The 26,518-nt window shown below is 67.0% G+C and carries 25 protein-coding genes and 1 tRNA gene; 16 read left to right on the top strand and 10 right to left on the bottom strand.

Annotated elements, in window-relative coordinates:
• Positions 1 to 46 precede the first annotated feature (46 nt).
• Entirely contained in the window at positions 47 to 4,336 is a 4,290-nt protein-coding gene (locus LDO86_RS13650; protein WP_224084026.1) for a DUF4011 domain-containing protein, read from the top strand.
• A gap of 27 nt (positions 4,337 to 4,363) precedes the next feature.
• Here the strand turns inward: LDO86_RS13650 and LDO86_RS13645 are convergent, their stop codons facing one another.
• The 3 genes from LDO86_RS13645 to LDO86_RS13635 form a co-directional block, all read right to left on the bottom strand.
• Positions 4,364 to 5,107 (bottom strand): RcpC/CpaB family pilus assembly protein, encoded by a 744-nt coding sequence (locus LDO86_RS13645; RefSeq protein ID WP_224084025.1) that lies wholly within the window; start codon positions 5,105 to 5,107, stop codon positions 4,364 to 4,366.
• 112 nt (positions 5,108 to 5,219) lie between these two features.
• A complete protein-coding gene (locus LDO86_RS13640; RefSeq protein ID WP_018769229.1) occupies positions 5,220 to 5,486 on the bottom strand; it encodes an FmdB family zinc ribbon protein in 267 nt (88 codons plus the stop codon).
• Between the two features lie 110 nt (positions 5,487 to 5,596).
• Positions 5,597 to 6,217, bottom strand: coding sequence for a 5-formyltetrahydrofolate cyclo-ligase (locus LDO86_RS13635; protein ID WP_224084024.1), 621 nt, complete (start codon positions 6,215 to 6,217; stop codon positions 5,597 to 5,599).
• 107 nt (positions 6,218 to 6,324) lie between these two features.
• On the opposite strand from LDO86_RS13635, the gene galU reads away from it, so the two are divergent.
• From galU to LDO86_RS13605, 6 genes are all read left to right on the top strand, one after another.
• Positions 6,325 to 7,230 (top strand): UTP--glucose-1-phosphate uridylyltransferase GalU, encoded by a 906-nt coding sequence (galU, locus tag LDO86_RS13630; RefSeq protein ID WP_018769231.1) that lies wholly within the window; start codon positions 6,325 to 6,327, stop codon positions 7,228 to 7,230.
• 4 nt (positions 7,231 to 7,234) lie between these two features.
• Positions 7,235 to 7,855 (top strand): GNAT family protein, encoded by a 621-nt coding sequence (locus LDO86_RS13625; protein ID WP_018769232.1) that lies wholly within the window; start codon positions 7,235 to 7,237, stop codon positions 7,853 to 7,855.
• Between the two features lie 105 nt (positions 7,856 to 7,960).
• Positions 7,961 to 8,884, top strand: coding sequence for a hypothetical protein (locus tag LDO86_RS13620; protein ID WP_134163898.1), 924 nt, complete (start codon positions 7,961 to 7,963; stop codon positions 8,882 to 8,884).
• A gap of 131 nt (positions 8,885 to 9,015) precedes the next feature.
• Positions 9,016 to 9,091 (top strand) — tRNA-Ala (locus tag LDO86_RS13615).
• Between the two features lie 642 nt (positions 9,092 to 9,733).
• Complete coding sequence (locus tag LDO86_RS13610) at positions 9,734 to 9,886, top strand: hypothetical protein (RefSeq protein WP_018769235.1); 153 nt, start codon at positions 9,734 to 9,736, stop codon at positions 9,884 to 9,886.
• A gap of 105 nt (positions 9,887 to 9,991) precedes the next feature.
• Positions 9,992 to 10,735, top strand: a complete 744-nt coding sequence (locus LDO86_RS13605; RefSeq protein ID WP_224084023.1) for a Pr6Pr family membrane protein — start codon at positions 9,992 to 9,994, stop codon at positions 10,733 to 10,735.
• On the opposite strand, the gene corA is transcribed toward LDO86_RS13605, so the two are convergent.
• Both corA and LDO86_RS13595 read right to left on the bottom strand, forming a co-directional pair.
• A complete protein-coding gene (gene corA, locus LDO86_RS13600; protein ID WP_018769237.1) occupies positions 10,732 to 11,727 on the bottom strand; it encodes a magnesium/cobalt transporter CorA in 996 nt (331 codons plus the stop codon). The genes LDO86_RS13605 and corA overlap by 4 nt on opposite strands.
• Positions 11,728 to 12,222, bottom strand: coding sequence for an Lrp/AsnC family transcriptional regulator (locus tag LDO86_RS13595; RefSeq protein WP_026265759.1), 495 nt, complete (start codon positions 12,220 to 12,222; stop codon positions 11,728 to 11,730).
• 170 nt (positions 12,223 to 12,392) lie between these two features.
• Here LDO86_RS13595 and LDO86_RS13590 point away from each other — a divergent pair, with 170 nt between their 5' ends.
• Complete coding sequence (locus LDO86_RS13590; protein ID WP_134163748.1) at positions 12,393 to 13,640, top strand: MFS transporter; 1,248 nt, start codon at positions 12,393 to 12,395, stop codon at positions 13,638 to 13,640.
• Positions 13,641 to 13,662: 22 nt separating this feature from the next.
• Here the strand turns inward: LDO86_RS13590 and LDO86_RS13585 are convergent, their stop codons facing one another.
• A complete protein-coding gene (locus tag LDO86_RS13585; protein ID WP_026265760.1) occupies positions 13,663 to 14,166 on the bottom strand; it encodes an Lrp/AsnC family transcriptional regulator in 504 nt (167 codons plus the stop codon).
• Positions 14,167 to 14,304: 138 nt separating this feature from the next.
• Positions 14,305 to 15,543: an MFS transporter gene (locus tag LDO86_RS13580; protein WP_018769241.1), complete on the bottom strand. Its 1,239-nt coding sequence runs from the start codon at positions 15,541 to 15,543 to the stop codon at positions 14,305 to 14,307.
• Positions 15,544 to 15,662: 119 nt separating this feature from the next.
• Between LDO86_RS13580 and LDO86_RS13575 the strand changes: the two genes are divergently transcribed.
• Entirely contained in the window at positions 15,663 to 16,736 is a 1,074-nt protein-coding gene (locus LDO86_RS13575; RefSeq protein WP_224084022.1) for a LysR family transcriptional regulator, read from the top strand.
• A complete protein-coding gene (locus LDO86_RS13570; protein WP_224084021.1) occupies positions 16,733 to 17,683 on the top strand; it encodes a BadF/BadG/BcrA/BcrD ATPase family protein in 951 nt (316 codons plus the stop codon). Before LDO86_RS13575 ends, LDO86_RS13570 begins: the two co-directional genes overlap by 4 nt.
• A gap of 52 nt (positions 17,684 to 17,735) precedes the next feature.
• Here the strand turns inward: LDO86_RS13570 and LDO86_RS13565 are convergent, their stop codons facing one another.
• On the bottom strand, positions 17,736 to 18,752 hold the full coding sequence (locus tag LDO86_RS13565) for a pirin family protein (protein WP_018769244.1): 1,017 nt from the start codon (positions 18,750 to 18,752) through the stop codon (positions 17,736 to 17,738).
• Between the two features lie 205 nt (positions 18,753 to 18,957).
• Here LDO86_RS13565 and LDO86_RS13560 point away from each other — a divergent pair, with 205 nt between their 5' ends.
• The 6 genes from LDO86_RS13560 to LDO86_RS13535 all read left to right on the top strand — a co-directional run bounded on the left by LDO86_RS13560 (position 18,958) and on the right by LDO86_RS13535 (position 24,742).
• On the top strand, positions 18,958 to 20,058 hold the full coding sequence (locus tag LDO86_RS13560) for an ATP-binding cassette domain-containing protein (protein ID WP_276572205.1): 1,101 nt from the start codon (positions 18,958 to 18,960) through the stop codon (positions 20,056 to 20,058).
• Positions 20,058 to 20,771: an ABC transporter permease gene (locus tag LDO86_RS13555; RefSeq protein WP_018769246.1), complete on the top strand. Its 714-nt coding sequence runs from the start codon at positions 20,058 to 20,060 to the stop codon at positions 20,769 to 20,771. The genes LDO86_RS13560 and LDO86_RS13555 overlap by 1 nt, the downstream gene beginning before the upstream one ends.
• Positions 20,768 to 21,514, top strand: coding sequence for an ABC transporter permease (locus LDO86_RS13550; RefSeq protein ID WP_134163750.1), 747 nt, complete (start codon positions 20,768 to 20,770; stop codon positions 21,512 to 21,514). Before LDO86_RS13555 ends, LDO86_RS13550 begins: the two co-directional genes overlap by 4 nt.
• Positions 21,511 to 22,473: an ABC transporter substrate-binding protein gene (locus LDO86_RS13545; RefSeq protein WP_056394123.1), complete on the top strand. Its 963-nt coding sequence runs from the start codon at positions 21,511 to 21,513 to the stop codon at positions 22,471 to 22,473. The genes LDO86_RS13550 and LDO86_RS13545 overlap by 4 nt, the downstream gene beginning before the upstream one ends.
• A 143-nt stretch (positions 22,474 to 22,616) precedes the next feature.
• Positions 22,617 to 23,837 (top strand): pyridoxal phosphate-dependent aminotransferase, encoded by a 1,221-nt coding sequence (locus LDO86_RS13540; RefSeq protein WP_224084020.1) that lies wholly within the window; start codon positions 22,617 to 22,619, stop codon positions 23,835 to 23,837.
• A gap of 50 nt (positions 23,838 to 23,887) precedes the next feature.
• Positions 23,888 to 24,742 (top strand): polyphosphate kinase 2 family protein, encoded by an 855-nt coding sequence (locus tag LDO86_RS13535; RefSeq protein ID WP_224084019.1) that lies wholly within the window; start codon positions 23,888 to 23,890, stop codon positions 24,740 to 24,742.
• A gap of 65 nt (positions 24,743 to 24,807) precedes the next feature.
• Here LDO86_RS13535 and LDO86_RS13530 read toward each other — a convergent pair whose 3' ends face one another.
• Together LDO86_RS13530 and xseA are read right to left on the bottom strand one after the other, a co-directional pair.
• Positions 24,808 to 25,026, bottom strand: a complete 219-nt coding sequence (locus tag LDO86_RS13530; protein ID WP_018769251.1) for an exodeoxyribonuclease VII small subunit — start codon at positions 25,024 to 25,026, stop codon at positions 24,808 to 24,810.
• Complete coding sequence (gene xseA / locus LDO86_RS13525; protein WP_224084018.1) at positions 25,023 to 26,393, bottom strand: exodeoxyribonuclease VII large subunit; 1,371 nt, start codon at positions 26,391 to 26,393, stop codon at positions 25,023 to 25,025. The genes LDO86_RS13530 and xseA overlap by 4 nt, the downstream gene beginning before the upstream one ends.
• Positions 26,394 to 26,518: the final 125 nt, after the last annotated feature.

Genomic DNA, 26,518 nt, shown 5'->3' with positions numbered 1-26,518 from the left:
GTTGCGGTCGCTCAAGTCCGGCGCCGAAGCGGCTACTCTCGAATCTATGCCGGTATGGTCCAGGACGTCACGTGCAAGCGCAGAAAAGAAGGCAGAAGTGTCAGTTGGTCAAGGCCACCCGGAAGGCTCGGAAGAGCTTCGCAAATGGCTGTCCGGGCTTAAACCCGTTACCGGCGCGGACACGATGCTGCGCTTCACCAAGACACCCGAAGGCTCCATCGACCTTACGTCGGCACACCCCTCCGGGCTCGCCCAGCTCATGGCCGGGCGCCGCACACGCCTGTCCACCCTGATCCGTGACCGGCAGCAGTATGTGGTGGCGGCCCGCGCTTCGCGCAACATCCGGTCCAAGATCTTCGAGCTTGCCAACGACCGCGGCATCGATGCCGGCTACCTGTCCGCCGGCACTGTGGTATGGACGTCAGCCGTCGGCGGCAAACCCCAGCGGGTGTCCGCTCCGGTCATGCTGACCGCCATCTCCCTCACGGTACGGCCGGGGGAGGACGACTTCGAACTGCAGCTCACCGAGCAGGCGCACATCAACCCGGCCCTGGTGCGGCACCTGAAGAACATCCACGGGATCGTCTTTGACGTCAACGCCGTGACCCGCCTCGCCTACAGCACCGCCCGGTTCGACCCCCAGCCTGTCCTGGACCGGCTGGCCACCCTGATCCGGCCCATCCACGGCGCGGAAACCCAGCACAACCTGCTCGTTTCCACGTTCGCCGACCTCTCCGGCAACCTCGACGATCCCTGGATCAACGACTCCCATCCCCTTGTGTCCGCGCTGGCAACTGCTGCCGGCGGCGAACTGGTGGACGTTGAGGAACCCGACCCCTCCCGCTTCCCCCACCTGGACAACAGGCACCCCAAGGACGAGCTGCTGCTGCTGGATGCGGACACTGACCAGCAGTACGTCGTGGACGCGGCCCGCACCGGAGACTCCCTGGTGGTCAGCAGTCCGCCCGGCACCGGGCAGACCCAGACGGCCATCAACACCATCGGTGCCCTGGTGGACGCCGGCAAGACTGTCCTGGTGGTGGGCGACCGCCGCGCCAGCCTCAACGAGGTCTCCGGGCATCTGGAGTCGCTCGGGCTGGAGTCCATCCTGTTCCAGCTCTCCGGAAACGTCACGGCGCAGCAGCTGAAGGGCCAGCTGCTCCGGGCGATCGTGCGCAACGAAAAATCACTGGAACCCCAGCTCGGGAACCTCCACAACACCCTGGTGGAACACCGGCACGCCCTCATGGACCACGTGGCGTCGCTCCACAACGTCCGCGAGCGTTGGGGCTGCTCGCCCTACCAGGCCATGCAGTCACTCGCGGAGCTCACCTCCATCCACCCCGCGCCGGCCACCACCGTCCGGCTCAAGCGCAGCGTCCTGGACAGCATCCGGGACCGCGAGGAGCTGGCCGGCAGGCTCAGGCGCGCCGCGGAACTGGGCAGCTTCAGTAAGGCGGCCACCACCAGCCCCTGGCACGGGGCCCGGCTGCTGACCCGCAAGGAAACGGAGGAAGCCCAGGACCTGGTCCGCTCCGTCGCCAAGAGCCTTCCCCTCCTCCGCGACCGCATGGACGCCGTTGCGGAGCACGCCGAAATCCGCCTGGGCGAATCATTCGCCGAGTGGGGCGAGCAGCTGGAACTGCTGGTCGCCGTCCGCGGAAGCCTGGACAAGTTCACCCCGGACATCTTTGACCGGCCCGTGACGGACCTAATTTCCGCCACCGCGCCGTCCGCCTGGCGGCGAGAGCGCGGCATCGAGCTGACTGCCATGCAGCGCTCAAGGCTGCGCCGGGTCGCCAAGGAATACGTGCGCCCGGGCGTCCACATCGCAGACCTGCACTCATCCCTGGTGCTGGTGCAGGAGCAGCGCGCCCTGTGGGCGGGCTACGCCACCACGCAGCGGCACCCCGCCGTACCTTCCGGCCTGGCCGAAATGATTGCCATGTACCGGTCCCTGGACGGCGAACTGGCACAGCTGGGTGAGGCGCTGCGGCACACGGAAGGCGGCGGCTCGCTGTCCACCGTTCCCTACGCGCGGCTGATGGAACGCCTGGAGCGCCTGGTGGCGGACACCGACACGCTTAAGACCCTGCCCGAGCGCACCCTCCTGGTCGAGAACATGCGCGAACACGGCCTGGGCGAGCTCCTGGCCGACCTCGCCGAGCGGGAAGTCCCGGAGGGATCCGTTGCCGCCGAGCTGGAGCTGGCCTGGTGGCAGTCCGCGCTTGAGGCAATGATCAGCGGTGACGACTACTTGGCCATGTCCGACGGCGACGCGCTGCGCCAGCTTGAGGCAGAGTACCGGCTGGCGGACAACGCCCACGTTGCCAGCGGCGCCGCCCGCCTGCGGTGGGACCTGGCGGAACGGTGGCGCACAGCCATCGCTGCCCAGCCCCGCCAGGCCGACCTGCTGCGGAGCCTGCTCAAGGACGGCCGGGTCTCCCTGCCGGCCCTTACCGCACAGGCTCCGGACCTGATCGGCACCCTGGTTCCCGTCTGGTCTGTCAGCCCGTACCTGATGACGGGCCTGCTTCCGGCGGAACAGCACTTCGACGCCGTCGTAATCCTCGATGCGGAAGCCACCTCGCTTCAGGCTGTCCTGCCGGCAATCGCCCGTGCACGGCAGGTGATTGCCTTTGGCGACTCGCGCATTGCCACGCCGCGGACCTTCACCGTCGGGGTGGAACGGCTGGCGCCCGGCGAGTCGGCCCACCACCGGGTGGAAAGTGCCTTCACGGCATTGTCTGCCGTGCTTCCGGTGTGGCGGCTCAACGTGGTGTACCGGGCGGTGGACGAGGACCTGGTCCTTCAGCTGAGCAAGAACTTTTACGACGGCGGCCTGCGCCGGCTGCCGGAAGGCCAGTCGGCCACGGGGCTGGACCGGTCGCTGCTGGTGGAATACCTGCCGGACGGCACGGGCCTGCCCAGTGCCGGCGACGAAGGCGTGGAGTCCGTGGTGGCCGAGGTCAACCGCGTGGTGGAGCTCGTCTTCGAACACGCCCGCCTGCGCCCGCGAACGTCGCTGGCAGTGGTTACCGCAAGCCTGCGGCACGCCGCCAGGATTGGTGAATCCATCAGGCTCCAGCTGTCCAACCAGCCGGGCCTGGCCGGCTTCTTCGGCGCCGGGCCGGAATCTTTCCGGGTAGTTGACCTTGAACGCGCCCAGGGCCTGGTCCGCGACCACGTCATTTTCTCGCCCGGATTCGGGCGGACCCCGCACGGCCGCGCCCTGCACAACTTCGGGCCGCTCTCCGCGGAGGGCGGCCGGGAGAAGTTTGCCCTGGCCATGACCCGGGCGCGCCGTTCCATGCACGTGCTCACCTGCTTCCGGCCGGAGGACCTGGACCGCACCAGGCTCACCCACGGGGCGGTGGATCTCTATACGCTGCTGGACCGGGAAATTTCCGGCAACACCGATCTCGGGACTCCCGCGTCCCGTGCCGCGGCCAGCGAGCAGGCGCTGGGAGCGGACCCGCTGGTAGCGGACCTGGGGGACCGGTTGCGGGCCCGTGGCGCCAGGGTCTGGCACCAGTACGACGGCGCCATCGACGTGGTTGCCGCGGCGGATCCCCTGAACACCATGGGCCAGGACGACCCCGACCTCCCGCGGCCCGTGGCCATCGAATCCGACGGCACGGCCCAGTACCGCACCATGAGCGTGCGTGAGCGCAGCAGGCTGCGGCCGCAACTGCTGGAACGCCTGGGATGGCGGTACATGCCGCTGTGGACCATCGAGGTCTTCACGGACCCCTCGTCCTGCGCGGACCGCATCGCCGGTTACCTGGGTCTTGAGAAGATGGTGCTTCCGGGCCGGACCGCGTCCAGCACAGGATTCCTGGACGATGACTTCAACCACGCACTTCACGGAATTGATGGGGCGCCTGCTGCCGGTGTTTCCTACCTGCCTTCCGAGGCTGTCAGCCAAGGCCGGCGCGCCCAGGGGACAAGGGAAGCGGGTGCCACGACGAGAGAAGACCGGCCTGGGAAAGACAGGCCCGAGGAAGACATGCGCCAGAACGAGAACAACACCCGGAACACGAACGACCTGAACAGGAACGACGACCTGGATAAGAACGGCGGCTCGAACAGGAACGACGACCTGGACAAGAACGGCGGCGCGAACAGGAGCGGGGCCGCAGCCGGAACTGACCGCGGTGCCGCTCCCGCGGATTCCGCAGCGCCGGTGCCTTCTCCGGGGGCGCGGCCGGCAGCGGGGGGCACCGACGAGATCCTCCCGAGCAAGGCGGCGGAAGACGACGCCCGCAGCTGGGGTGACCGGGAGGACGATCACGATACCTGGTTGAAGGAACAGAAACCGCCGCACTGGGGCTGACCCACATCATCCGGGCCACGCTTGAGGTCAGGGCGGCCCGACCAGGACGAAGAACAGCCTGCCCTGGGTGGAGGCGCCGGCCAGGCGCAGTGATTGTTCGGCGGTGGCTGCCACCACGATCAGTCCATCGGTCTCGGTGGTGCCGAGCCATTGACCCCCTTGGCCGCCGTTGTTCGAGGTCCACAGCACCGGGACGGCAGACGCCAGGACCTCAGAGGGACCCTTCTGGTCGAACCCGTTGGCTGATGTCAGCACAATGTTGACCAGCTGGCCGGGGGAGACCAGCTGGATGGATGAGGCATCCGCCATCTGCAGGGGAACCGCGGCCGAACCGGGGGGCGTCCCTGCCAGGAGCCCGGGGCCCAGCAGCTGGGCGTCGGTGAGGAGCTGGCCCTTCCGCAGCGGCGCTGCGAGCTGCTTGCCTGCGGTTGCGGATCCATCCCGGAGGAAGCCGTCGGTCACCATCCCGGGCGGCACCTGGACCTGGGCCAGGTCTGCTGCCGTTACCGTTGTTCCCGCGGGCAGGTCCCGGGCAGCGGACAGCGCCGTGACGGTGGTGAGCGGGGCGGGAGTGAGTTGCTGTACAGCGATTGCTGCAGCTGCGCACAAGAGCAGGGCCGCTACGAGGCGTCGGTTGCGGCTTAGCCAGCCGGCAAACCGCGAGTGCAGGGGACGCCGTCCGGGGCGGCGGGGGATGTTACGGGCACCTGCAGCATGGACATGGCCGGGGAACCGGAGACCGTCGCGGCGACGTCGGAAGAGTACTGGCATGCGCCCACGCTAGGTGACGCCAAAGCGGCACGGGAGCCCGGACGGCGGCTATGTGGACAAAGGCGGCCGGACGCAGGGAGCGTCCGGCCGCCGTCGTAAAGTCCTGGGCTGCTTAGCTGGCGGCAGCTGCTGCCGGCGCCGACGCGGCGGGGGTGGCAGCGGGCGTCGCTGCGGGTGCGGGGGAGACGGAGCTGCCCTTGGAATCGCGGGAATCCGTGCGGTAGAAACCCGAGCCCTTGAAGACGACACCGACGCTGTTGAACTTCTTGCGCAACGTGCCCTCGCATTCCGGGCAGGACGTCAGGCTGCTGTCCGAGAACGACTGGACAATGTCGAAGGCGTGGCCGCAATCCTTGCAGGCGTAAGCATATGTTGGCACTGGTGCTCCTCCTCTTGGGCAAACGAGAGGTCCCGTGCTGCCACCGGGTAAACCGTTAGCAGTCGCAGGGCCTGAGTGCTAATTCTATCACTGTGCCCGAATGGACGGGCTTAGGCGTTGCCCGCCAATGGCCGGTATCCGGACGGGGCCAGGACGGCCGGGACCGGTCGGTCGAACTTCTCGGCCGGTATCCGGCCGGCGGGCAGCAATTCGTCATCGTAGATAACAGCGGCCAAGGGAATTTCCTTCCCTGCCGTAGCCAGGTGCCCCAGGAATTTGTCGTAGTAGCCTCCGCCCTGCCCGATCCTGTTGCCGGCGAGGTCCACTGCGGTGGCCGGAATAAAGAGCACCGCTGCGCCACCGGCCGTTTCCGGCCCGTGACGGTGCCCCGTGGGCTCCAGTATTGGTGCATATTTGCTGCGCTCGAAGCTGGTCTCCGGCGTCCAGAACACCCAGCTCAATTCCCGGCCTTCCTCGCACACCGGAAGCAGTACCTGATGGCCGCTGCGATGCAGGGCGTTGATCAGGGGCAGGGTGGGCGGTTCGTGTCCCACGCCAAGGTACACGCAGGCTACCGAGGCGTGCTTCCCTGTGACCGTCCCCGCCCATGCTTCCCCATGGACGGCCAGGGCCGCGCCGGCAGCTTCGAGCTGCGCCGGCGTCAGCGCTGCCCGCCGCCGGCGGTGGGCGGCCCTGATGCCGTCCTTGACTGCGTTGGTCTCCTGCAGCATGGTGTCCTTCCTGCAATGCCCCGTATTGGGAGGTTCTTCCCGCACCGGCACGGGCTTGCCGCTCCGGTGGTTACTGAAATGCTTGACGCTGACGTTAGATTAGACCGGTGAACACCAGTAACCCCAGAGTCCGCAAAGCCGTCATTCCCGCCGCGGGCCTGGGCACCAGGTTCCTGCCAGCCACCAAGGCGATGCCCAAGGAAATGCTCCCCGTCGTGGACAAGCCTGCCATCCAGTATGTGGTGGAGGAAGCCGTCCACGTGGGCCTCCACGACATCCTGATGATTACGGGCCGCAACAAGCGGGCCCTGGAAGACCACTTCGACCGCGTGCCGTCCCTTGAGTCAACGCTCGAGGACAAAGGGGACACGGAGAAGCTGGCGTCCATCCAGGCGGCCAGCCAGTTGGGTGACATCCACTACGTCCGGCAGGGCGACCCCCACGGCCTGGGCCATGCGGTGCTCCGCGCAAAACAGCACGTGGGTGACGAAGCCTTCGCTGTCCTGCTGGGAGATGACCTGATTGACGCCCGCGACGAACTGCTCAGCACGATGATTGACGTCCAGGCCAAAACCGGTGGGTCCGTCGTCGCCCTGATTGAAGTGGAGCCGTCGGAGATCAGCGCCTACGGCTGTGCGGACATCCAGGACATCGACGGCGAAGACTACGTCCGCGTCAACCGGCTGGTGGAAAAGCCGTCACCCGAGGAAGCGCCCTCCAACCTGGCCCTGATCGGGCGTTATGTCCTGCACCCCGCCGTGTTCGGCGTCCTTGAACACACCGAACCGGGCCGGGGCGGGGAAATCCAGTTGACGGATGCCCTCCAGGAACTTGCCTCCGGTGATGGTGAAGGGCACGGGGTGTACGGGGTCGTGTTCCGGGGCCGGCGCTACGACACCGGCGACAAACTCAGCTACCTCAAGGCCTGCATCCAGCTCGCCATCGACAGCGACGACCTGGGCCCGGGCCTGCGGGAATGGCTGCCAGGTTTCACCTCGGACCTTTCCCGCTAGCGCCATGCGCAGTGGTCCCATCTGGCCGGTCACCCTGGAGTGCGGCGACTTGGTCCTGCGGCCCATCCGGTACCGCGACAAGAATGAATGGATGGAGGTGCGCTCGCGCAACAGTGAGTGGCTGCAGCCGTGGGAGGCCTCCAATCCGGATCCGGGCGGTGGGCTGCCCGATTACCGGCACATGGTCCGGTCGCTCAAAGTGCAGGCCGCGCAGGCCACAGCTTTGCCCTTCCTTATTACCGAGTGGAGGCCGGGCCTCAGCAGCCCCGCCATCGTGGGCCAGTTGACCGTGTCGTCAATCGTGTGGGGTTCGGCCATGATGGCAACCCTTGGCTACTGGGTTGACCAGGCACGGGCTGGACGGGGGATCGCCCCCACCTCCGTGGCGTTGGTGACGGACCACTGCTTCAGGACCCTCGGCCTGCACCGGATGGAAATCAATATCCGGCCCGAGAACGGACCCAGCCTGCGGGTGGTGGAAAAGCTGGGATTCCGGGACGAGGGGTACCGGCCCCGTTTCCTGCACATCAACGGCAAATGGGCCGACCACCGTTCCTTCGCCCTCACCGCGGAAGAAGTCCCGGAGGGCCTGCTGGGCCCCTGGCTGGCCTCGCGCCGGTCATAAATCCAACGGTTTGCCAGAGGGGGCACGACACACCGGGGCTAATGCGGCCTGAGCAGGCATGATGCTCATACGGTTTTGAGTGTGGACTTCCCCCTTAGCAGCTCAGTGATCCTCGTGGTTGCCGTCGCGCTCTGGATTGTATGGGTTGCCCCTTACGTCCTCCGGAACCGCCGGCACCAGTTCCAGCCTGCCGTCGACTTCCTGGCAGACGCCCCCGCCGATGAGGGGCCGGATCCGCACGCCGGCCTGGTCTTGAACGTCGCCGCCCAGCAGGAGAAAGCCATGGAACCCAGGAAGAGTCCGTCACCCGGTGCCGGCGCTGCCAGCACCCCCCCTCCGGCCCGGCTCCGCATCCGCTACGGCCGGACCGCGCTGGCCCTGATGGGGCTGCTCTCCCTTGTCACTGCATTCATTTCCGGGATCCTGGCTGCCTTTGGCATCGGTTCGCCTGCCCTTCCGATCCTGTGCACGGTGCTGACTCTCGGGTCGGTGGCGCTGCTGCGTATGCTCGCCGTCCGCGACCGCAAGGCAAAGGTCAATGCTGCGTTCCGCTCGGCCATGAGTGCGCCTGCACGCCGCCCGGAGACGGCCGACGCGATTCCCCCAAAACCTGAGGCCGCCCCCGCGCGGCCGGACAGCCCGCTTTTCGATGCCGAGGCAGGCCAGGCCGGGATCAAGCGGCTCACGGCAGTTGAGCTTCGTGAAGCAGCCCTCGCCGTCGCGGTGGCTGCCGGCGATACCAGTGCTGCAGAGGCGGCCCCGGCCACTCCGGCGGGAACCCCTTGGGAGCCGGTGGAAGTCCCCAAGCCCGTTTACGTGGACGCAGCCAAGGCAAAGCGCCCGGAGCCGCAGCCTCTTGAACTTCCTGAGGCGCCCAAGGCAGTTGGCAAGCCGTCCCTGAAGCAGGGCGCTGCCGGGGTGCAGGCAGCGGAGTCCGCGGAAGCACAGCAGGTGGCCGATCAGCAGTTGACCAAGGCGCAGAGCGCGCTGAGCAACCTCGACGACGTTCTTCAGCGCCGGCGCGCGTAAAGTTTGGGCGGGGCGCCTTGGGGTCCCGCGGCCGGCCGGAGCGTCAATTGGCGTTGGGCCGGGAAAATTTGTAGCCTAGGGACACCGGTTCCGCACCATCCTGGAACGCCTTGCAGGTTGCGGCCCATTCCGGGGCTATAGCTCAGTTGGTAGAGCGCTTCGTTCGCATCGAAGAGGTCAGGAGTTCGAATCTCCTTAGCTCCACCATTTGCAGGCGTGTTGCCAGAGCCAGAACACCTGGTTTGCCTTCCTTTTCAAACGCAGGTGCCCACCGCCGGGCGATTCCTGTCCGCGGGCGGACTCCGCGGATCCCTCCCTCGCTCGTCCCTTCCCGTGGCCCTGATGCAACGAGCCGCTTCCGCAGACCGGGCAAAGGGCGCCTGGGGCCCCTGGTTGTGCACCACGGTTCCTGGGCCTGGCTTGTAGGGAGCAGAGGGCGGGACATCGTCAGGGGGCCCTGGATGTGGCCTTGGCTGGCGGCAAGGGCGCCAACCTGGGCGAACTGTTGCGCGGAGGCTTTCCGGTGCCGCCGCATACGCTGGGAGGGCGCCTCACGGAAGCCGGTGTCCTGGCCGGGCCCACGGATGTCACTCACCTGCGCTTCGAGGAACTTTGCGGCAATGCCCGACGGCGGGGCGTTGCCGCCGGCGGAGAAGGAGCGGCGCCGCCGGCGTGTGCTGGCCCGCGCCGCCAAACGCAGTGAGCTGGAAGGTAGGTCCGCAACCCGCACCCTCGTGAACGGGCAAACAGTGGTGGTGGACGGAACCGCGGGACGCGTTACCGTTCCCATAGGCAAAACGCCCCCGGATGCAGGCCCGATCGGATGGGTGGGGGCCTAGAGTGGGCCTCATGGGAATCATCATCGGACTTCTTGTCCTCTGGCTCATCCTGTCCATCGTCGGCTTCGTCGTGAAGGGCCTTCTCTGGCTCGCCATCATCGGCCTGGTCCTCTTCGTCGCCACCGGCGTCTGGGGCTGGCTGAAGCGCAGAACCAACGCCTGACCGTCACCGCCTGCCCGGACCGGCTGTCACCGGCCCCGGTGGGCGGTGGGCGTTAGCGGTCGAAGGACCCTGTCTTTTTCCTCCTGCCGGCGTGATCCTTGCTCCATGAGCCTCACGAAGAAGGAAGGGCACCCCCCACAGCTGGCTCCGCCGGTCGTGCGCAACTTTGCCATCAACCGTGCCCTGCACCCCGACCGCCCATGGATCCGGGCCACCCGGATCAGCGTCGGTCTTGTCGTGCTGGCCGCAATCGTGCAAAAGACCTTCGACGCCACCCTGCCCGGCAACGACGTGGATGTCCCGCAGCTGTATTCGGAATTCACTGTGCAGGGAAATCTTGTCTTCGCGCTTGTCCTGATCATTTCAGGGGTGCTGCGGCGACGCCGGCTGCCGCTGTGGTGGGACCAGATGTTCGGCGCGCTGGTCCTGTACATGGTCATGACGGGCATCATCTACATCGTGCTCGTGGCTCCGCCGGAAGAGCCGTGGTGGACATGGGATTTGTATTGGCCGCAGGTTGCCCACCACCGCCTGGCCCCGCTGGTGGCGGCGCTTGACTGGATTCTCGTCACCCGGACGGTCCGAGGTCCCTGGTGGCGGCCCCTTGCCTGGCTGGGCTACCCGGTGGCATTCCTTGCGTTTTCGTGGATCCGGGGCGGCCTTGACGGATGGTACGTGTACGACTTCCTTGACCCAACCCTCGATGGCGGATGGGTGAGGGTGCTGGGTTCCACCGGACAGGTTCTGGTGGCATTCCTGGTTGTTTCCCTCATGGTGCACGCGGTGGGCAATATGCGGGTGGCGCTGGCCGCCGGACGGCTGCCCGCGACGGTGATCCCGCCCCGCTAGATCCAGCCCTTCCTCTTGAAGATGCCGTACATGAGGCCGCCGGCAGCCACCATGAGGAGCAGCGCCAGGGGGTAGCCGAAGGACCAATGGAGTTCGGGCATGTTGTCAAAGTTCATGCCGTAGATCCCGGCCACGAATGAGGGCGCAAACAGGATGGCCGCCCAGGACGAGATTTTCTTGACCTGTTCGTTCTGCTCGGCGCTGGCCTCGTTCTGCCGGTTGGCTGTCAGTGTCCCGTCGAGGGTCAGGGCGTTCTGCAGCAAGTCCCGGAAGGAGTCCGCCCGGGAAATCACCCGCTCAACGTGGTCTTCCACGTCACGCAGGTTATGCCGCAGCTCGCTTTCCACTTCGTACTTCTCGAAGCCGCGCTTCAACTGGTCCAGCATCTCGGGCAGGGGGTGGATGGCGCGCTGGAACTGGATGACCTCCCGGGCCAGTTCGTAAATGCGGCGGGACACGGAGGAATCGCCGCTGAACAGCTGGTCCTCGATCTCGTCAATGTCGTTTTCCAGCCCCGCCACCACCGGGGCGTAGTCATCCACCACCCGGTCCAGCAGGGCATACAGCACCGCTTCGGGCCCGTGCCGCAGGAGATCAGGCCGCCCTTCCAGCCGCTGCCGCACCCTGGCAACGCCTGCCGTTTCCGCATGCCGCACAGTCACCACAAAGTTCTTGCCGGTGAACACGTGGAGTTCGCCGAATTCCACGGTTTCGTCCTCGTCCACGTACCGGGCGGGCCGCAGGACGGTGAAAAGGTTGTCGTCGTAACGCTCCAGCTTGGGCCGCTGGTGGGCCGAAACGGCATCCTCCACTGCGAGGGCATGGAGTCCGAACTCGCTGGCCACGGCCGCCATTTCCTCCGCCGTGGGCCGGTAGAGGCCGATCCATGCCATGCCGCCATGCAGGGACAGGGTCTCAAAGGTCTGCTCAAGACTGTCGGGCTCTGCATGGCGGACGCCGTTGACGTAGACGGCGTTATCGATGATGGTCATTCAGGAAATCCTAGCCGCCGGAGCTGCGGCACTGCTCAGGCCGCTGATGAGGGGCTCGGTCCGGTAGGGGATATGGGTGTGCAGGGCCAGCACGGTCTCTGTCCGGATGACACCCTTGATCCGCAGGACCTGCCGCAGGGACGACTGGAGGTTGTGGGTGTCCGTGGCCACCACCCGGCACCAGACATCGCCGCGGCCGGAGATCTCGTGGACTTCCAGGACCTGCGGGATGAGCCGCAGTGCTGCCACGACGCCGTCCAGCTCCCGGTGGGAGACCTCAATGGTCACAAAGGCCACCACGTCATAGCCCACCGCCTCCAGGTCAACCTCGCGCCCGCCCGGGCGCAGCACCCCGCTGCGCAGCAGGCGGCGAACCCGTGACTGGGCCGTGTTGCGGGCGATGCCCAGGGACTCGCCCAGCTCACCGATCTGGATGCGGGGATCCCGGATGAGGGCCAGCAGGATCTTCAGGTCCGTGGGGTCCAGTTTGTTCAAGATCGTCACTCTCCACCATTCGTGGATCCATAAGTTGATGATTTTGCTCAATTATCCCTGCAAGGTCGAAAGATATGGCGCAGCGGTACCGCATTCTTGAACCATCACAGTTGTATCCGCGCCGGGCTCCCACAAGGACCACCCGCCGCGGCGACCCCTAAGGCGGCACAATGACGGTCTTCAGCGAACTGCGCATGCGCCCGGCCACGGCCAGCGGATGGAATGCCACCACTACGGCGCGGCTGGTGATTTCCGGCGCGGTCATCTTCATGCTCCTGGTGGGCGCCAACCTTGCCACCCCGCTGTACCCCCTGCTGCAGGCCAACCTCGGGCTGTCCAGCCTCGACGTAACGGCGGCTTTCGCCAGCTACGTCCTGGCCCTGGTGGGGACGCTGCTGCTCGCCGGGCACTGGTCGGACCATATCGGCCGCCGGGCCGCCCTCCTGGTCGCTGTCCTGACCGGACTGGCGGGCGGCTGGATCTTCGCCGAAGCGGGCACGCTGGCTGCCCTGTGCGCCGGACGGGCGCTGCAGGGAATGGCGGTTGCGCTCGCCACGGGGGCCAGCGCGGCAGCCCTTCGCGAGCTGCTCCCGTCCCGGCCGGAGTGGGCATCGCGCTTTACGCTGCTGGCCTCCTCGGGGGGCGTAGCGGCGGGTCCCGTCATCGGCGGACTGCTGTCGCTGCTTCCCGGTGCAACCACGGCTCCGTACGTCGTCCATTCGCTGTTGCTGGCCGCGCTCCTTGTCCCGCTGTACCTGATCCGCGCACGCCCGGCCATCATGGTGCCGGCAGTGTCCCGCCCGCTGCACGTCCTTGCCCCGCGCCGTCCCTCCGTTTCACGGCAGGCGAGGGGCGCTTTCTGGCTGGCGTCCGGCGTCGGCTTCCTGAGCTTTGCCGTGTTTGGCTTCTCCCTGTCACTGGCCCCGGGCTACTTCGCGCAGGTCCTGGGCACGGACTCCCGGCCACTGATCGGCGTGCTGGCCGGTCTGCCGCTGGGGGCGTCAGCCCTGAGCCAGCTGGTGACCCTGCGCGGGCGCCTGGCCGTGCCTGCGGGGCTGGCCGTCCTGGGCGTCTCCGTCATCCTGCTGGGAGCCGCCGGCGCATGGCACAGCCCACTGCTGCTCGTTGGGGCTGCCGTTACCGCCGGCCTGGGGCAGGGCATGGCCTTCCGGATGGTTTTCAACGAGGTGGCGGGCAAGGTGGAGCCGGCACGCCACGCGCAGATCATCAGCACCGTGTACGTCATCACCTACCTGGGCAGCGCCGTGCCGGTCCTCGGCCTGGGCTGGGCCAGCGCCGTGTTCGGAATGGCGGCAGCGGTGCAGGGATTCGTCCTGCTGTGCGGCTCGGCGGCACTCGCCCTGTCAGCCGTCACCCTCACCGCTTCCATCAAAGCAACGAAACAGGGGTCCGTCTGAGCCGGGTGGATCTACAGCGGCGCTAGTCCGGAAGCGGGCCGTGGTTGCCCTGGATGTGTTCAAAGACCAGCGTGGTTTCGGTGTGGCCCACCACGGGATCGGTAGCCAAATTGTCCAGGACCCAGTCCCGCAGGTCTTCGGTGCTTCCGACGGCGATGTGCAGCAGGTAGTCCACCGAACCTGAGGTGTGGAAGGTCGACAGCACGGCGGGCAGGTGCGGCACGCGCGCAGTGAAACGGTCGATCTGGTCCCGGTCGTGGGCACGGAGCCGTACGGCCACCAGGGCCTGCACCGACCGGCCGATGGCCGACAGGCTCAGCTTCGCCTCGTAGCCCTGCACAATCCCGCGCTCCGAGAGGGCGCGGGTGCGCATCAAGGCGGTCGACGGCGCAATACCCACCATTTCGGCGAGCTGCTTGTTGGAAATCCTGGCGTCTGCCACGAGGGCCGCAAGGAGGCGCTCGTCAATGGCATCCAGCGGCTCCAGGTGCGCCCCGGGCCTGGTGTTCCTGGCATTCGTACTCACGGCGGTTCCTTCCACACGGTCCTTAGTTCATCCTAGACCGCAGAATCTCCACCATCGGCTCCACAGGCACGCGTCCTGCCGAACATCCGCTCTATCCTCGAAGCTGCTGGAGCGTGTTAATTCGAGTGCGGCACCGAGTCAGGCAGCGGCCGTTTCCGCGCGGGAATGGACGACGGCGACAGTTGCGGCAGTGAGGCACGCCAGGGCGATCACGGCTCCAGCCAGTGCGTTCCAGCCCCAGGCCTGGAAGACCAGGCCACCTGCCCAGCCCAGGAGGCTGGAGCCCAGGTAGTAGGCCAGGTTGTAAAGGGACGCTGCCTGCGCGCGGCCGGTGCTGGCGATGGCGCCCGTCCAGCCGGAGCCGATGCTGTGGGCTGCGAAGAAGCCGCCCGTGAACACCACCAGCCCGCACAGGATCAGCACCAGGGACGGGGTGAGGGTCAGGGCAAGGCCGCCAACAGCCAGGCCAAGTCCGCCCAGCAGCACGTTCCGGCGCCCGTATTTCGAGGTCATCCCCGCTGCCCAGCGGGAGGAGAAGGTGCCGGACAGATAGGCCAGGAAGATCAGGCTGATCACGGTGGCCGGCAGCCCGAACGGGGCGCCCGACAACCGGAACCCCAGATAGTTGTAGACGGCCACGAACCCGCCCATCATCAGGAAGGCCTGGGCATACAGGGCCAGCAGCCGGATGTTCCTAAGGTGGCCCCCGAGCGTCCGGACGGCGCTCCGGAGTCCGGCGGCCCGGGCAGGAACAAAACCCCTGGCCCGGGGCACCAGGACAAGGAAGGCGACGGCGGCAATCGTCGCCAGCACGGAAACTGCCAGGGCTGCCGACCGCCACCCCCAGAGTTCGCCGACAGGGCCGGCCACGAGCCGCCCTGAAAGTCCCCCCAGGGTGGTCCCGGCAACATAGCTTCCGGCGGCAAGCGCGGCGTGCGCTTTGCTGACCTCCTCGTTGAGGTAGGCAATGGCGATGGCGGGGATTCCGCCCAGCGCCATCCCCTCCAACAGCCGGAGGACCAGCAGCATGCCGAAGCTGGCGGACAGGGGCACCAGCAGTCCCAGCACCGTGGCCGCCGTGATGCCCCACATCATCGCCTTCACCCGGCCGATCCGGTCCGCCAGGAAGGACCAGGGGATCACGGTTGCGGCCAAACCCACGGTGGCCAGGGAAATGGTGAGGGCAGCCTCGGCGGCAGTGACGCGCAGATCGGCCGCCAGGAGGGGCAGGACCGCCTGGGTGGAGTAAAGCTGCGCGAACGTTGCAACCCCTGCGCATGACAGACCGGCCAGGATCCGCCCGTAGGCCCTGGACCCTTTGGGATGGCCGTTCCACGGAGGGGAAGCCGCCGTGCCGGAGCTCGCTTTCTGTGGCATCAAGCAAGCGTAGTCCCCGGGCAATGAATGCTTCCAATGCATATTTTATGCCAAACTGATAGCAATATCGGATTGCTTCCCGGTTTCGGGAAAGCTCGGGAACCGGCAAGGGAGCAGCCATGGAACCGGACCGGAAACAATTGGCCCAACTTCTGCCCCTCATGCCGGTACTCGCCGAGCTGGGACGGACCGAACACGTCACGGAGACGGCCGAACTCCTCGGATTACCCCAATCGACGGTGAGCAGGGCAGTGGCAAGGGCCAGCGCCGCCGTCGGCACCGAACTCCTGGTCCGGGACGGCCGCGGTGTCCGCCTGACGCCCGCAGCCCGCACCCTGCTGCCCTACATCGAGCAGGCGCTCGCGGAGTTCCAGGCCGGCCTGGACCTGGTCCGGAACGAGTCCGAACTGGTCAGGGGCACCGTGTCCCTGTCTTTCCAGCACACCTTCGGCGAGGCCACCCTGCCCCTGCTGATCAGCGCCTTCCGTGCCCGGCATCCCGGGACCGGGTTCCGGCTCAGCCAGGGCGCCCGGAGCGCATGCCTTGAAGAGCTGTCATCCGGGGAAGCGGACCTGGCCCTCACCGCTCCCGTGGCGCCGGCGGGCAAAACCCTCGATTCGGCCCCGCTGTACCGGGAACCGCTCCGGCTAGTGGTGCATCACGCCCATCCCCTGGCCAGGCAGCGGATGGCCCGGCTGGCCGATATCCGGACGGAACCGTTCGTGGCGCTGGGAACCGGATACGGGCTGCGTTCGCTGACGGACGCCCTGTTCCGCGAGGCGGGATACCGGCCGCGGATCGCCTTCGAGAGCCAGGATTCACACACGGTCCGCGGACTGGTCTCGGCAGGCCTGGGCGTCAGCATCCTGCCGCCCGGCGGCGATGCCCCCGGCAGGACGCTGCGCCCGGAAACCGGAGACCTCGGCTGGGTGGAGGTGCCGCTGGACTCGGAGCTGGCCTTCCGGGAAGTCGGAGTGAGCTGGCGGCGCCGGAAACCCGAAACCGAACCCGTTCCCGCCAGGCTCTTCCGCGAGCTGGTGGTGGCCCAGGGGCCACGCTTGTTGGCCGGGCTGGTCACAGGGCGGACCGCTGACCCGGGGAACCGGATGACGACGGCGGGTGGCGGCAGCGCCTCCGCGGAAGGCAGGCGCGGCGCCCCAAAGCCAGGCCACGCAAGTACCCTTGTGACGTGACGAACACCCAGAACCCCTCCACCAGTCCCGACCAGCACGCCACGGACTCGCCAGGCAACCCACTGCGCGGCGTCACGATCGGCCTGGACATCGGCGGCACCAAGACACACGGCATCCGCTTTGAAGACGGAGTGCCCGTCGCGGACGATGCGGCGGGGAGCTCCAACGTCCAGAACGTCAGCCGCGACCAGGCAGCACGGAATCTGGCGGAGCTTTTCGCCAGGATCGGTGGCGGCCGCGTGGACCGGGTGTACGCAGGGTCCGGCGGAATCGATACCGACGAGGACGCCGCCGCCCTGGCGGCCCTGATCCAGCCACTCGTCCCGGAGGCCCGCATCACCGTTGTCCACGACTCCCGCCTGCTGCTGGCCGCGGGCCGTGCCAGTACGGGAGTTGCGGTCATTGCAGGTACCGGCTCGGCTGCCTGGGGACGCAACGCCGACGGCGGCGAGGCCCGGGCGGGCGGATGGGGCTACCTGCTGGGGGATGAGGGCAGCGGTTACTGGCTGGGCAGGGAAGCGGTCCGGCACAGCCTGCGCAGGATGAACCAGGGCCTGCCGATTGACCAGCTCACGGAATCCCTCCTGGCATCCTGCGGCCTGGACCACCCCAACAAGCTGATTGCGCTGTTCCATTCCCCGGACACGGGACGGCGCTTTTGGGCCCAGCAGGCCAGGCATGTCGTGGAAGCGGCCGCTGCCGGGCACCAGGACAGTGCAGCCCTGCTGGAGCAGGCCGGCCGCGACCTTGCCGCCTTGGCCGGGCAGGTGCTGGGCCAGCTGAAAATTGAAGGTCCGGTGATCCTGGGCGGCGGCCTGGGCATGAACGTGGCACCGCTGCAGGAGTCATTCCGCCGGAACCTCGAAGCAGGCGGCATCACTGACGTGAGGGTCCTGGACCAGGAACCGGTGTTCGGCGTCCTGCAACTCCTGGCCGAACCGGCCTGACGGCCGACAGGAACCAAACCGCGCTTGCCCGTCAGCGGGCCAGGCGGCGCGCTTAGTCGACGGCGCGCTTACGGGGCGTCAACCGCACGCCGGGCAGCGGGGGAGCGGGAATGCGGCCGGCCTCCGCCCCGGCCTCCGGACCGTGGCCTGGCACCAGTCCATACCTGGCCGCAGCCGTTTCGGCATCCGGCAGCCCGGCCTGCGCTTCCCAGTCCTCCCGGGCCTGCTCCACTTCGTCGTGGGTGCGGCCCACAAAGTTCCACCACATCAGCAGTTCTTCACCGAACGGCTCACCGCCAATCAGCAGGAACCGCGTGCCGGGGCGGGCCTCCATCCGGAGTTCGCTGCGGCCGGTGCCCAAGTAGCCCAGCGGCCCCGCCGGCAGGTCCTGCCCGTCCACCGCCAGGCCGCCGTCGAGCACCAGGATGCCGTGCTCAAAGGCGGGGTCCAGTGGCAGTACCGCGTCCCCTTCGCAGGAAACGTCCGCGCCAACGATCGGCGAAAACATCGTCGCGGGGGACACGACGCCCGCAAACCCACCCACCATGACGGTGGCGGTGAAGCCGTGGCCGGCGACGCGCGGCAGTTCCCGGTGCTGTTCGAACGCCGGCTCCCGGTTTCTCTCCCCGTCGGGAAGGGCCACCCAGAGCTGCAGGCCCCGCTGCAGCGGCAACTCCCCGCCGTCGGGAAGCACGGCGAATTCAGAGTGCGAGACCCCGTGCCCCGCCGTCATGATATTCAGCTCCCCGGGGCGCACCACCACGTCGCTGCCAACGCTGTCCCGGTGTCGGATGTGCCCAGCCAGCGGCCACGTCACCGTCTGCAGCCCGATATGGGGATGGGGGAGGACAGACATGGCGGTACGGTCCGGCCCGAAGCTGTCCAGGAAGCACCACGCGCCGATGGTGGGCAGTCCGCGCTGGGGCAGGGTGCGCTTGACGTTCATGGCGCGCACCCCGCCCAGGGGCACCTCACGTTCGGGCCACAGCTGCAGGCACGGGCCCGACGTGCCTCCGGCAGGTGCGGGCGGACAAACTTCCTGCTGGGGTGAAACTTCCAAGTTGGTCACGCCTCCACTTTAGGCCTGCCCGGCTTCGGCTACCCATCCACGCCAAGCGGGGTACCGAATGATTACAGTAGGGATTCCTTTGCGGGGATTAGGGCCTCATCTGCTGAAGCCGGCCCCCGTTTGGGTTACCGTAACTATCAGCGTGCTGATGGCAATGTCGCGGTGCTGACAACAGCCCGTCCAAGAGAACAGGTAAGTCCGCACCATGGACCAGGCGATGATCGAGTTCCAGAGCGTTACCAAGCAGTACCCGGGCGGCCAGCCGGCGGTGGACGGGCTGTCCATGTCCATTGCCAAAGGCAGTGTGACGGTCTTCGTGGGTCCTTCCGGCTGCGGTAAAACAACATCGCTCAGGATGATCAACCGCATGGTGGAACCCACGTCAGGGACCATCACCGTGGACGGCCGGGATGTCACCACGGTGCCGGCGGCCGAACTGCGCCGCTCCATGGGCTACGTCATGCAGTCGGCAGGTCTGCTGCCGCACCGCTCGGTCCTCGACAACATCGCCACCGTTCCACGGCTGAACGGCGTCTCCAAAGCTGACGCCCGGAAGCGCGCAGAGGAGCTCCTGGACGTGGTGGGCCTGGCGCACTCCCTGGGCAAGCGGTACCCGTCCCAGCTGTCCGGCGGCCAGCAGCAGCGCGTTGGCGTTGCACGCGCGCTCGCCGCAGATCCGCCTGTTCTCCTCATGGATGAGCCGTTCAGCGCCGTGGACCCCGTTGTCCGGGACGAACTCCAGCAGGAACTGCTGCGCCTCCAGAAGGACCTGGCCAAGACCATCGTGTTCGTAACCCACGACATCGACGAGGCCACCATCCTGGGCGACAAGGTCGCCGTCTTTGCCACCGGCGGCAAGCTGGCCCAGTACGCCACCCCGGAGGAAATCCTGCGGGCGCCGGCCAACAACTTCGTCGCATCCTTCGTGGGGCGGGACCGCGGCTTCCGCCACCTGGGCTTCACGCCGTCCGACGGCGTGGCCATCCATCCCGTGCCCACGATCGTCCGCTCTCCGGACGGATATGAGTCTGATGCCAGTGCTGCCGGTGGCTGGCAGTTGGTGGTGGATGCGGACAAACATCCCCTGGGATGGTCGGCACCAGGGACCGAGACCGAGCTCGTTCCGGGTGGGTCGCTGTTCCGTCCGGGAGAGAGCCTGCGGCGGGCCCTTGACGCGGCCCTGTCGTCCCCGTCGGGCCTCGGTGTCGCCGTTGATACCGATGGCACGGTATTGGGCGTGGTCCGCGGCGGTGAGGTCCTGGCGCTGATCGAAGAGGCGCGCCAGTTGCGGCAGGCTGCCCTCTGATGGAATGGTTCCTGGCCAACACCGGCATGATCCTGGAACGCGGCGGCCAGCACCTGGTGCTGGCACTCGTTCCCATGGCCCTGGGCCTGCTGATTTCCATTCCGCTGGCGCAGTTGGCACGGCAGAACAGTGCACTCCGCTCCGTGGTCCTGACGGCTTCCTCTCTCCTGTACACCATCCCCTCGCTGGCGCTGTTCATCATCCTGCCCACCATCCTGGGCACCCGGATCCTGGATCCCCTCAACGTGGTGGTGGCCCTGACCATCTATGCCGTGGCACTGCTGGTGCGCGCCGCCCTGGATGCCTTCGATTCCGTGGACGCAGACGTCAGCCAGGCCGCGCAGGCCATGGGCTTCAAGCCGCTGGCCCGGTTCCTGCAGGTGGACCTGCCGCTCTCCCTGCCGGTCCTGTTCGCCGGGCTGCGGGTGGTGTCCGTCAGCAACATCTCGCTGGTGAGCGTCGCCGCCCTGCTGGGTGTCGGCAACCTGGGCATGCTCTTCACCGATGGCCTCCAGCGCGACTTCGTCACCGAGGTGGTGGTGGGGATCGTCGCCATCCTGATCCTCGCGCTGCTGATGGATGCCGTCCTCGTCCTGCTGGAACGCATCCTCACTCCGTGGGAACGGGCAGGAACGCGGCGGGGCCGCAGGGATGAAGGCGGCACTGCGCCCGCCGCTGCGGAGCGCGCCACCCTGGCGGGAGAAGCAGCGTGAGCAACGTCTTTTCAGATACCTTCGCCTGGCTTTCCGACCCCCTGCACTGGTCCGGAAGCATGGGCATCCCCGCCCGGATGTTGGAGCATCTGCAGTACACCGGACTCGTCATGCTGATCGCCACTGCCATCGCCGTTCCCGTCGGGCTGTTTGTCGGCCACACGGGAAGGGGACGGGTGGCAGTCGTCGCCCTGGCCGGAGCCCTGCGCGCGCTGCCCACCCTGGGCCTGCTCATCCTGTTCGTTCTGCTGGCCGGCATCGGGCTGATGCCTCCCATCTGGGCGCTGGTGATCCTCACCGTGCCCCCGCTGCTGGCCGGGACGTATGCCGGCATCTCCAGCGTGGACCGGAATGTGGTGGACGCGGCCCGGGCCATGGGAATGACTGAACTGCAGGTCCTGTTCCGGGCCGAGCTGCCCAACGCACTCACCGTCATGTTCGGCGGTTTCCGAACCGGCGTGCTGCAGGTGATCGCCACCGTCTCCGTCGTTGCCTACATCAACCTAGGTGGCCTGGGCCGCTATCTCTTCGACGGCCTTGTCCTTAGCGACTTCCCCCAGATGCTGGGAGGTTCCCTCCTCATCGCGGCGCTGGCGATCGCCGTCGACCTTGTCCTGTCCCTGTTCCAGAGGCTGTTCCTGACCCAAGGGGCCTCGAAGCTGTCCTACCGCAGCCATGAGGCTGCGGTTGATCTCACAGACCCCGTTGTTGCGGAGACTGTTGTTCAAGGAGGTAAGTCATGAAAGATAGCCGTCCCCAGCGCCTCGGAAGGCGGGCGTTCAGCGGTTTGGCCGCCGGGCTTGGCCTGGCAGTGGCATTGTCCGCCTGCGGGGGGTCGTCCGATCCGCTGAAGAACCCGCCGGCCACCAGCGGCAGTGCATCGGGTGGGGCGACCTCCCTCGTGGTGGGTTCAGCGGACTTCCCGGAGAGCCAGATCATCGCCGAGCTGTATGCCGGTGCATTGAACGCCAACGGCATCACCGCCACCACCAAGCCGAACATCGGCTCCCGCGAGGTCTACTTCAAGGCCGTCCAGGACGGCTCGGTGGACGTGGTGCCGGACTACAGCGGCAACCTGCTGCTGTACGTGGACAAGGAAGCCAAGGAGGTCTCCGCCGGTGACATCGCCAAGGCACTGCCCGGCAAGCTGCCGGACGGACTCGGCGTGCTGGACGTGTCCAAGGCCGAGGACAAGGACGCCATGGTGGTCACCAAGGCAACGGCGGAGAAGTACCAGTTGAAGTCCATCGAGGACCTGGCCAAGGTCTGCAGCGAGATTGTAGTGGGGGCTCCGGCCACGTTCGCCGAGCGCGCGTACGGCCTGCCCGGACTGAAGAAGAACTACAACTGCGTCCCCAAGAAGCTGGAGCCCTTCAGCGACGGCGGCGGCCCGGTGACGCTCAAGGCGCTGCTGGAGAACCAGGTGCAGGTGGCCGACATCTACACCACCACGCCGTCCATCGCGGACAACGACCTGGTGGTGCTGGAGGACCCGAAGAACAACTTCATCGCCCAGCAGGTCCTGCCGCTGTACAACAAGGCCAAGATGACAGACAAGGCCAAGCAGGCGCTCAACTCCGTGTCCAGCACGCTCACGACGGATGACCTGATCAACCTCAACCGGGCAGTCAGCGGCAGCCAGAAGCAGGACGCCAAGGCGGCAGCGACCGCCTGGCTGAAGGACAAGGGCATCGTCAAGTAAATCGGTTCCCTGTCCGCACGGGCAGGGTACGGACTGGTGATTAACGACGGCGGCTGCCGGACCTGCGAGGGTCCGGCAGCCGCCGCCGGCCGTGTGGTGGACGTCTCAACGGGGATGCATCCTTCCTGTGGCATATTTGAGGGATGGCAGAATTCAGGCAGTCCACGAAGCTCAACAACGTCCTCTATGACATCCGTGGACCGATCCTGCAGGCCGCCCAGCAGATGGAGGCGGAGGGCCATCGAATCCTCAAACTGAACATCGGCAACCCGGCGCCGTTTGGCTTCGAGGCGCCGGACGCCATCCTGGTGGACATGATCCGCCACCTGCCCCATGCCCAGGGCTACAGCGACTCCCGCGGCATCTTTTCGGCACGCACCGCCGTCTCGCAGTACTACCAGACCCGCGGGATCCAGAATATCCACGTGGATGACATCTACCTGGGCAACGGTGTCAGCGAGCTCATCACCATGTCCCTCATGGCCCTTCTTGACGACGGCGATGAAGTGCTCATCCCCACGCCGGACTACCCGTTGTGGACCGCGTCCGTGGCGCTGGCCAGCGGCAGGCCGGTGCATTACCTCTGCGACGAGGAATCCGGCTGGCAGCCCGACCTTGACGACCTGGAAGCGAAGATCACGCCGCGCACCAAGGGCATCGTGGTCATCAACCCGAACAACCCCACGGGCGCCGTCTACCCGGAAGAGACGCTGAAGAAAATCGTCGCCCTCGCCGAGAAGCACGGCCTGGTGATTTTTGCCGACGAGATCTACGAAAAGATCCTGTACGAGGACGCCGTCCATGTGAACCTCGCCAGACTGACCGGTGACAACGTCCTGTGCCTGACGTTCAGCGGGTTGTCCAAGGCGTACCGCGTCTGCGGCTACCGGGCCGGCTGGATGGCCATCTCCGGGCCCAAGAAGGATGCCGCCGACTACCTCGAAGGCATCAACCTCCTGGCCAATATGCGCCTGTGCGCCAACGTCCCGGCCCAGCACGCCATCCAGACGGCGCTGGGCGGCTACCAGAGCATCAACGACCTCATCCTCCCCGGTGGCCGCCTGCTGGAGCAGCGCAACAAGGCATACGACATGCTCAACGCCATCCCGGGCGTCAGCACGCAGCAGGCCCGGGGTGCCCTTTACCTCTTTCCCCGGCTCGACCCGGAGGTCTACCACATCCGGGACGACGAAAAGTTTGTCCTTGACCTCCTGAAGGAACAGAAGATCCTGGTGTCCCACGGCCGTGCCTTCAACTGGGTGCGCCCCGACCATTTCCGGATGGTGACGCTGCCCAACGTCAAGGACATTGAAGAGGCCATCGGCCGGATGGGGGACTTCCTAACCAGGTACCAGGGGAACTAGCCTGTGCTCACGGGCCCACCGGTCCGTGCAACCTTGCGGAAAGGACTCCCATGGCCCGCGTCGTCGGCTTCGACCAGCATCCTGCTGAAACCCTTCAGGCCGGGGAGGGGTTCTCCCTTGCCGCAGTAGACCCGGACTCGACCCCCGGGTACAGCGGCAACAAGGCTGACGGCCGGCTGCTGCTGGCGGAGATGGACGACGAACTTTCCGGGTTGCAGGAAAAGCTCTTTGCCGAATCCCGGTTCGGGGGGACCAAACGGATCCTGTTGATCCTGCAGGCCATGGACACCGCCGGCAAGGGCGGAATCGTCAGCCATGTCATGGCGGCGATGAACCCGCAGGGCGTCCAGTTCAAGGCATTCAAGGCGCCCACCGACGAGGAGAAGTCCTACGACTTCCTGTGGCGGATCGAAAAGGAAGTTCCGGCCGCCGGAATGGTGGGTGTGTTCGACCGCTCCCACTACGAGGACGTTCTCATCCATCGCGTCCACGGATGGGCCACCCCGGACGAGATCAAGCGGCGCTACGTGGCCATTAATGAGTTTGAAACACGGCTGGCCGACTCGGGGACGAAGATCATCAAGGTGATGCTCCACATCAGCAGTGCGGAGCAAAAGGAGAGGCTGCTGGCCCGGCTGGATGATCCTTCCAAGCACTGGAAGTACAGCAGGGGAGACCTGGACGAGCGGGCCCACTGGGAGGACTACATGGCCGCATACCAGGCGGCCATCGACGAAACGAGTACGCCCAACGCGCCATGGCATGTTGTTCCGGCCAACAAGAAGTGGTTCGCCCGGATCGCGGTCCAGCAGCTGCTGCTCGGCGCCTTGTCCGGCCTGAAGCTGGAGTGGCCCAAGGCCGAGTTCGACGTAGCTGCCGAGCGGGAGCTGGTGGCCCGTTCCTGAGGGCCGGCCCTGGCCGTGGTCCTGCTTCAGCTTCCCTGTTTGGTTTTCCCCGCTTCCGGGTTTGCCTAAAGCGGCTGGTCCCGGGCTGCAGCCAGCCGCTTGCGGGCGCCCTCCAGCCACTCCTCGCAGCGTACCGCCAGCGCCTCACCTCGTTCCCACAGGGCCAGGGACTCCTCCAGGCTTGCCCCTCCTGCCTCCAGCCTGCCCACCACTGCTATGAGCTGCTCCCGCGCTTCCTCGTAGCTCAGGGCTGCGACGTCGGACTCAGGTTTCTGTTCGGTCATGACTTCTCTTCCAATTCCTGGTGGTGGTCGGGGTTTCCTGATTGTGACCCGCCGGCCCCGGTGGACATGGCCCCGGTGGACATGGTGCCGGTAGACGTGGCTCCGAAGCGCCCCTCTGCCACGCGGATGGACAGGGCGGCCCCCGCCGGCGCTTCGGCAGGACGGCGGACAACGGCGTGGCCGGCCTGGGCGATCCGGGCGGCCTGGTCTCCTGCCAGTTCGACGACGGCGTACCCTCGGTCAAGCGTCTTTTGGGGCGAGAGGGCCCGGACCTGGGCTTTCAGGTGTTCAAGCTGGTCCGCTGCCCGCACCACGGTGGAGCTCACGGCCGCAGAGGACCGCCGCAGCAGCCGCTCGATTTCCTCGGCCCGGACGGAGACCATTCCTTCGGGTGCCGCCATGACGGGCCGGGAATGCAGGGCCGCCAGCCGGTCCGACTCCCGGTCCACCAGCCGGTCCATGCACCGCCGCAGTTGTTCCCGCGCCTGGCGCACGCCGGCGAGTTCTTCCGAGACTTCGGGAACGATCCGCTTGGCGGCGTCGGTGGGGGTGGAAGCCCGGAGGTCTGCAACATCATCCAGCAGCGGCCGGTCGGCCTCATGCCCGATGGCACTCACCACGGGCGTGGCGGCGGCAGCCACTGCCCGGACCAGTTCCTCGCTGTTGAACGGCAAGAGGTCTTCCAGCGCCCCGCCGCCCCGGGCGATGACAATGACGTCCACCTCAGGCCGGGCGTCCAGTTCCCGCAGGGCGCGGACCACCTGGGCCACGGCGGTATTCCCCTGGACAGCAACCTCGCGGATCTCAAACTCCACCGCCGGCCACCGCAGGGCTGCGTTGCGCAGGATGTCCTTCTTGGCGTCCGAATCCCGCCCGGTGATCAGGCCGATGCGGTGAGGCAGCAGGGGCAGCGGTTTCTTCCGTGAGTCGGCAAACAAGCCCTCAGCCGCCAACGCCTGGCGCAGCCGCTCGATCCTGGCCAGCAAGTCGCCCAATCCCACGGGCCGCATGTCCCGCACCAGCATGTTGAGCCTGCCCGTCTTCAACCAGAACTCCGGTTTCAGCAGGGCCACCACCCGTGAACCGCGCTCCAGCGGCAGATTCTGCCGTTCCAGCACCTTGGTCCACACCGACGCGGGAAGGGACACCTCTGCGTCCACGTCGCGAAGCGTGAGGTAGGCGTTGGTGCCGCGGCGGTTCAGCTCGATGACCTGGCCTTCCACCCATGCCGACGGGGTGCGGTCGATATGCGCCTTAAGCTTCTGCGACAACAGCTGCAGCGGCCAGGGGTTGTCCGGGCTGGTTTCCGCCGCTGTGGCCGGCAGGGTAGTGGGCGCCGCACCCGGAAGGGAGGCCTGGTCAGACATGCGGACGCCGTTGGGAGGCTGCTGGTGCTGCGGGCATGCGGTCCTTCATCTGTTGTGGGCGGTCAATCAACCTTATCCATAAGGTGTAGCACCGGGCACTGACAGGGACGGCCCTTCCACCCTGC

Origin of the sequence: Arthrobacter sp. StoSoilB19, from assembly GCF_019977275.1 — a bacterium.
Taxonomy (GTDB): Bacteria; Actinomycetota; Actinomycetes; order Actinomycetales; family Micrococcaceae; genus Arthrobacter.
This window is presented reverse-complemented; position numbering and strand designations above follow the sequence as displayed.

What these genes read in the sequence shown, in the direction of transcription:
- LDO86_RS13590 (WP_134163748.1), top strand. Translation starts at nt 12,393, where the DNA reads ATGACGGTCTTCAGCGAACTGCGCATGCGCCCGGCCACGGCCAGCGGA.
- LDO86_RS13650 (WP_224084026.1), top strand. Translation starts at nt 47, where the DNA reads ATGCCGGTATGGTCCAGGACGTCACGTGCAAGCGCAGAAAAGAAGGCA.
- xseA (WP_224084018.1), bottom strand. Translation starts at nt 26,393, where the DNA reads ATGTCTGACCAGGCCTCCCTTCCGGGTGCGGCGCCCACTACCCTGCCG.
- LDO86_RS13645 (WP_224084025.1), bottom strand. Translation starts at nt 5,107, where the DNA reads ATGCCAGTACTCTTCCGACGTCGCCGCGACGGTCTCCGGTTCCCCGGC.
- corA (WP_018769237.1), bottom strand. Translation starts at nt 11,727, where the DNA reads ATGACCATCATCGATAACGCCGTCTACGTCAACGGCGTCCGCCATGCA.
- LDO86_RS13535 (WP_224084019.1), top strand. Translation starts at nt 23,888, where the DNA reads ATGGCCCGCGTCGTCGGCTTCGACCAGCATCCTGCTGAAACCCTTCAG.
- LDO86_RS13580 (WP_018769241.1), bottom strand. Translation starts at nt 15,543, where the DNA reads ATGCCACAGAAAGCGAGCTCCGGCACGGCGGCTTCCCCTCCGTGGAAC.
- LDO86_RS13545 (WP_056394123.1), top strand. Translation starts at nt 21,511, where the DNA reads ATGAAAGATAGCCGTCCCCAGCGCCTCGGAAGGCGGGCGTTCAGCGGT.
- LDO86_RS13625 (WP_018769232.1), top strand. Translation starts at nt 7,235, where the DNA reads ATGCGCAGTGGTCCCATCTGGCCGGTCACCCTGGAGTGCGGCGACTTG.
- LDO86_RS13530 (WP_018769251.1), bottom strand. Translation starts at nt 25,026, where the DNA reads ATGACCGAACAGAAACCTGAGTCCGACGTCGCAGCCCTGAGCTACGAG.
- LDO86_RS13540 (WP_224084020.1), top strand. Translation starts at nt 22,617, where the DNA reads ATGGCAGAATTCAGGCAGTCCACGAAGCTCAACAACGTCCTCTATGAC.
- LDO86_RS13560 (WP_276572205.1), top strand. Translation starts at nt 18,958, where the DNA reads ATGGACCAGGCGATGATCGAGTTCCAGAGCGTTACCAAGCAGTACCCG.
- LDO86_RS13610 (WP_018769235.1), top strand. Translation starts at nt 9,734, where the DNA reads ATGGGAATCATCATCGGACTTCTTGTCCTCTGGCTCATCCTGTCCATC.
- LDO86_RS13555 (WP_018769246.1), top strand. Translation starts at nt 20,058, where the DNA reads ATGGAATGGTTCCTGGCCAACACCGGCATGATCCTGGAACGCGGCGGC.
- LDO86_RS13575 (WP_224084022.1), top strand. Translation starts at nt 15,663, where the DNA reads ATGGAACCGGACCGGAAACAATTGGCCCAACTTCTGCCCCTCATGCCG.
- LDO86_RS13635 (WP_224084024.1), bottom strand. Translation starts at nt 6,217, where the DNA reads ATGCTGCAGGAGACCAACGCAGTCAAGGACGGCATCAGGGCCGCCCAC.
- LDO86_RS13605 (WP_224084023.1), top strand. Translation starts at nt 9,992, where the DNA reads ATGAGCCTCACGAAGAAGGAAGGGCACCCCCCACAGCTGGCTCCGCCG.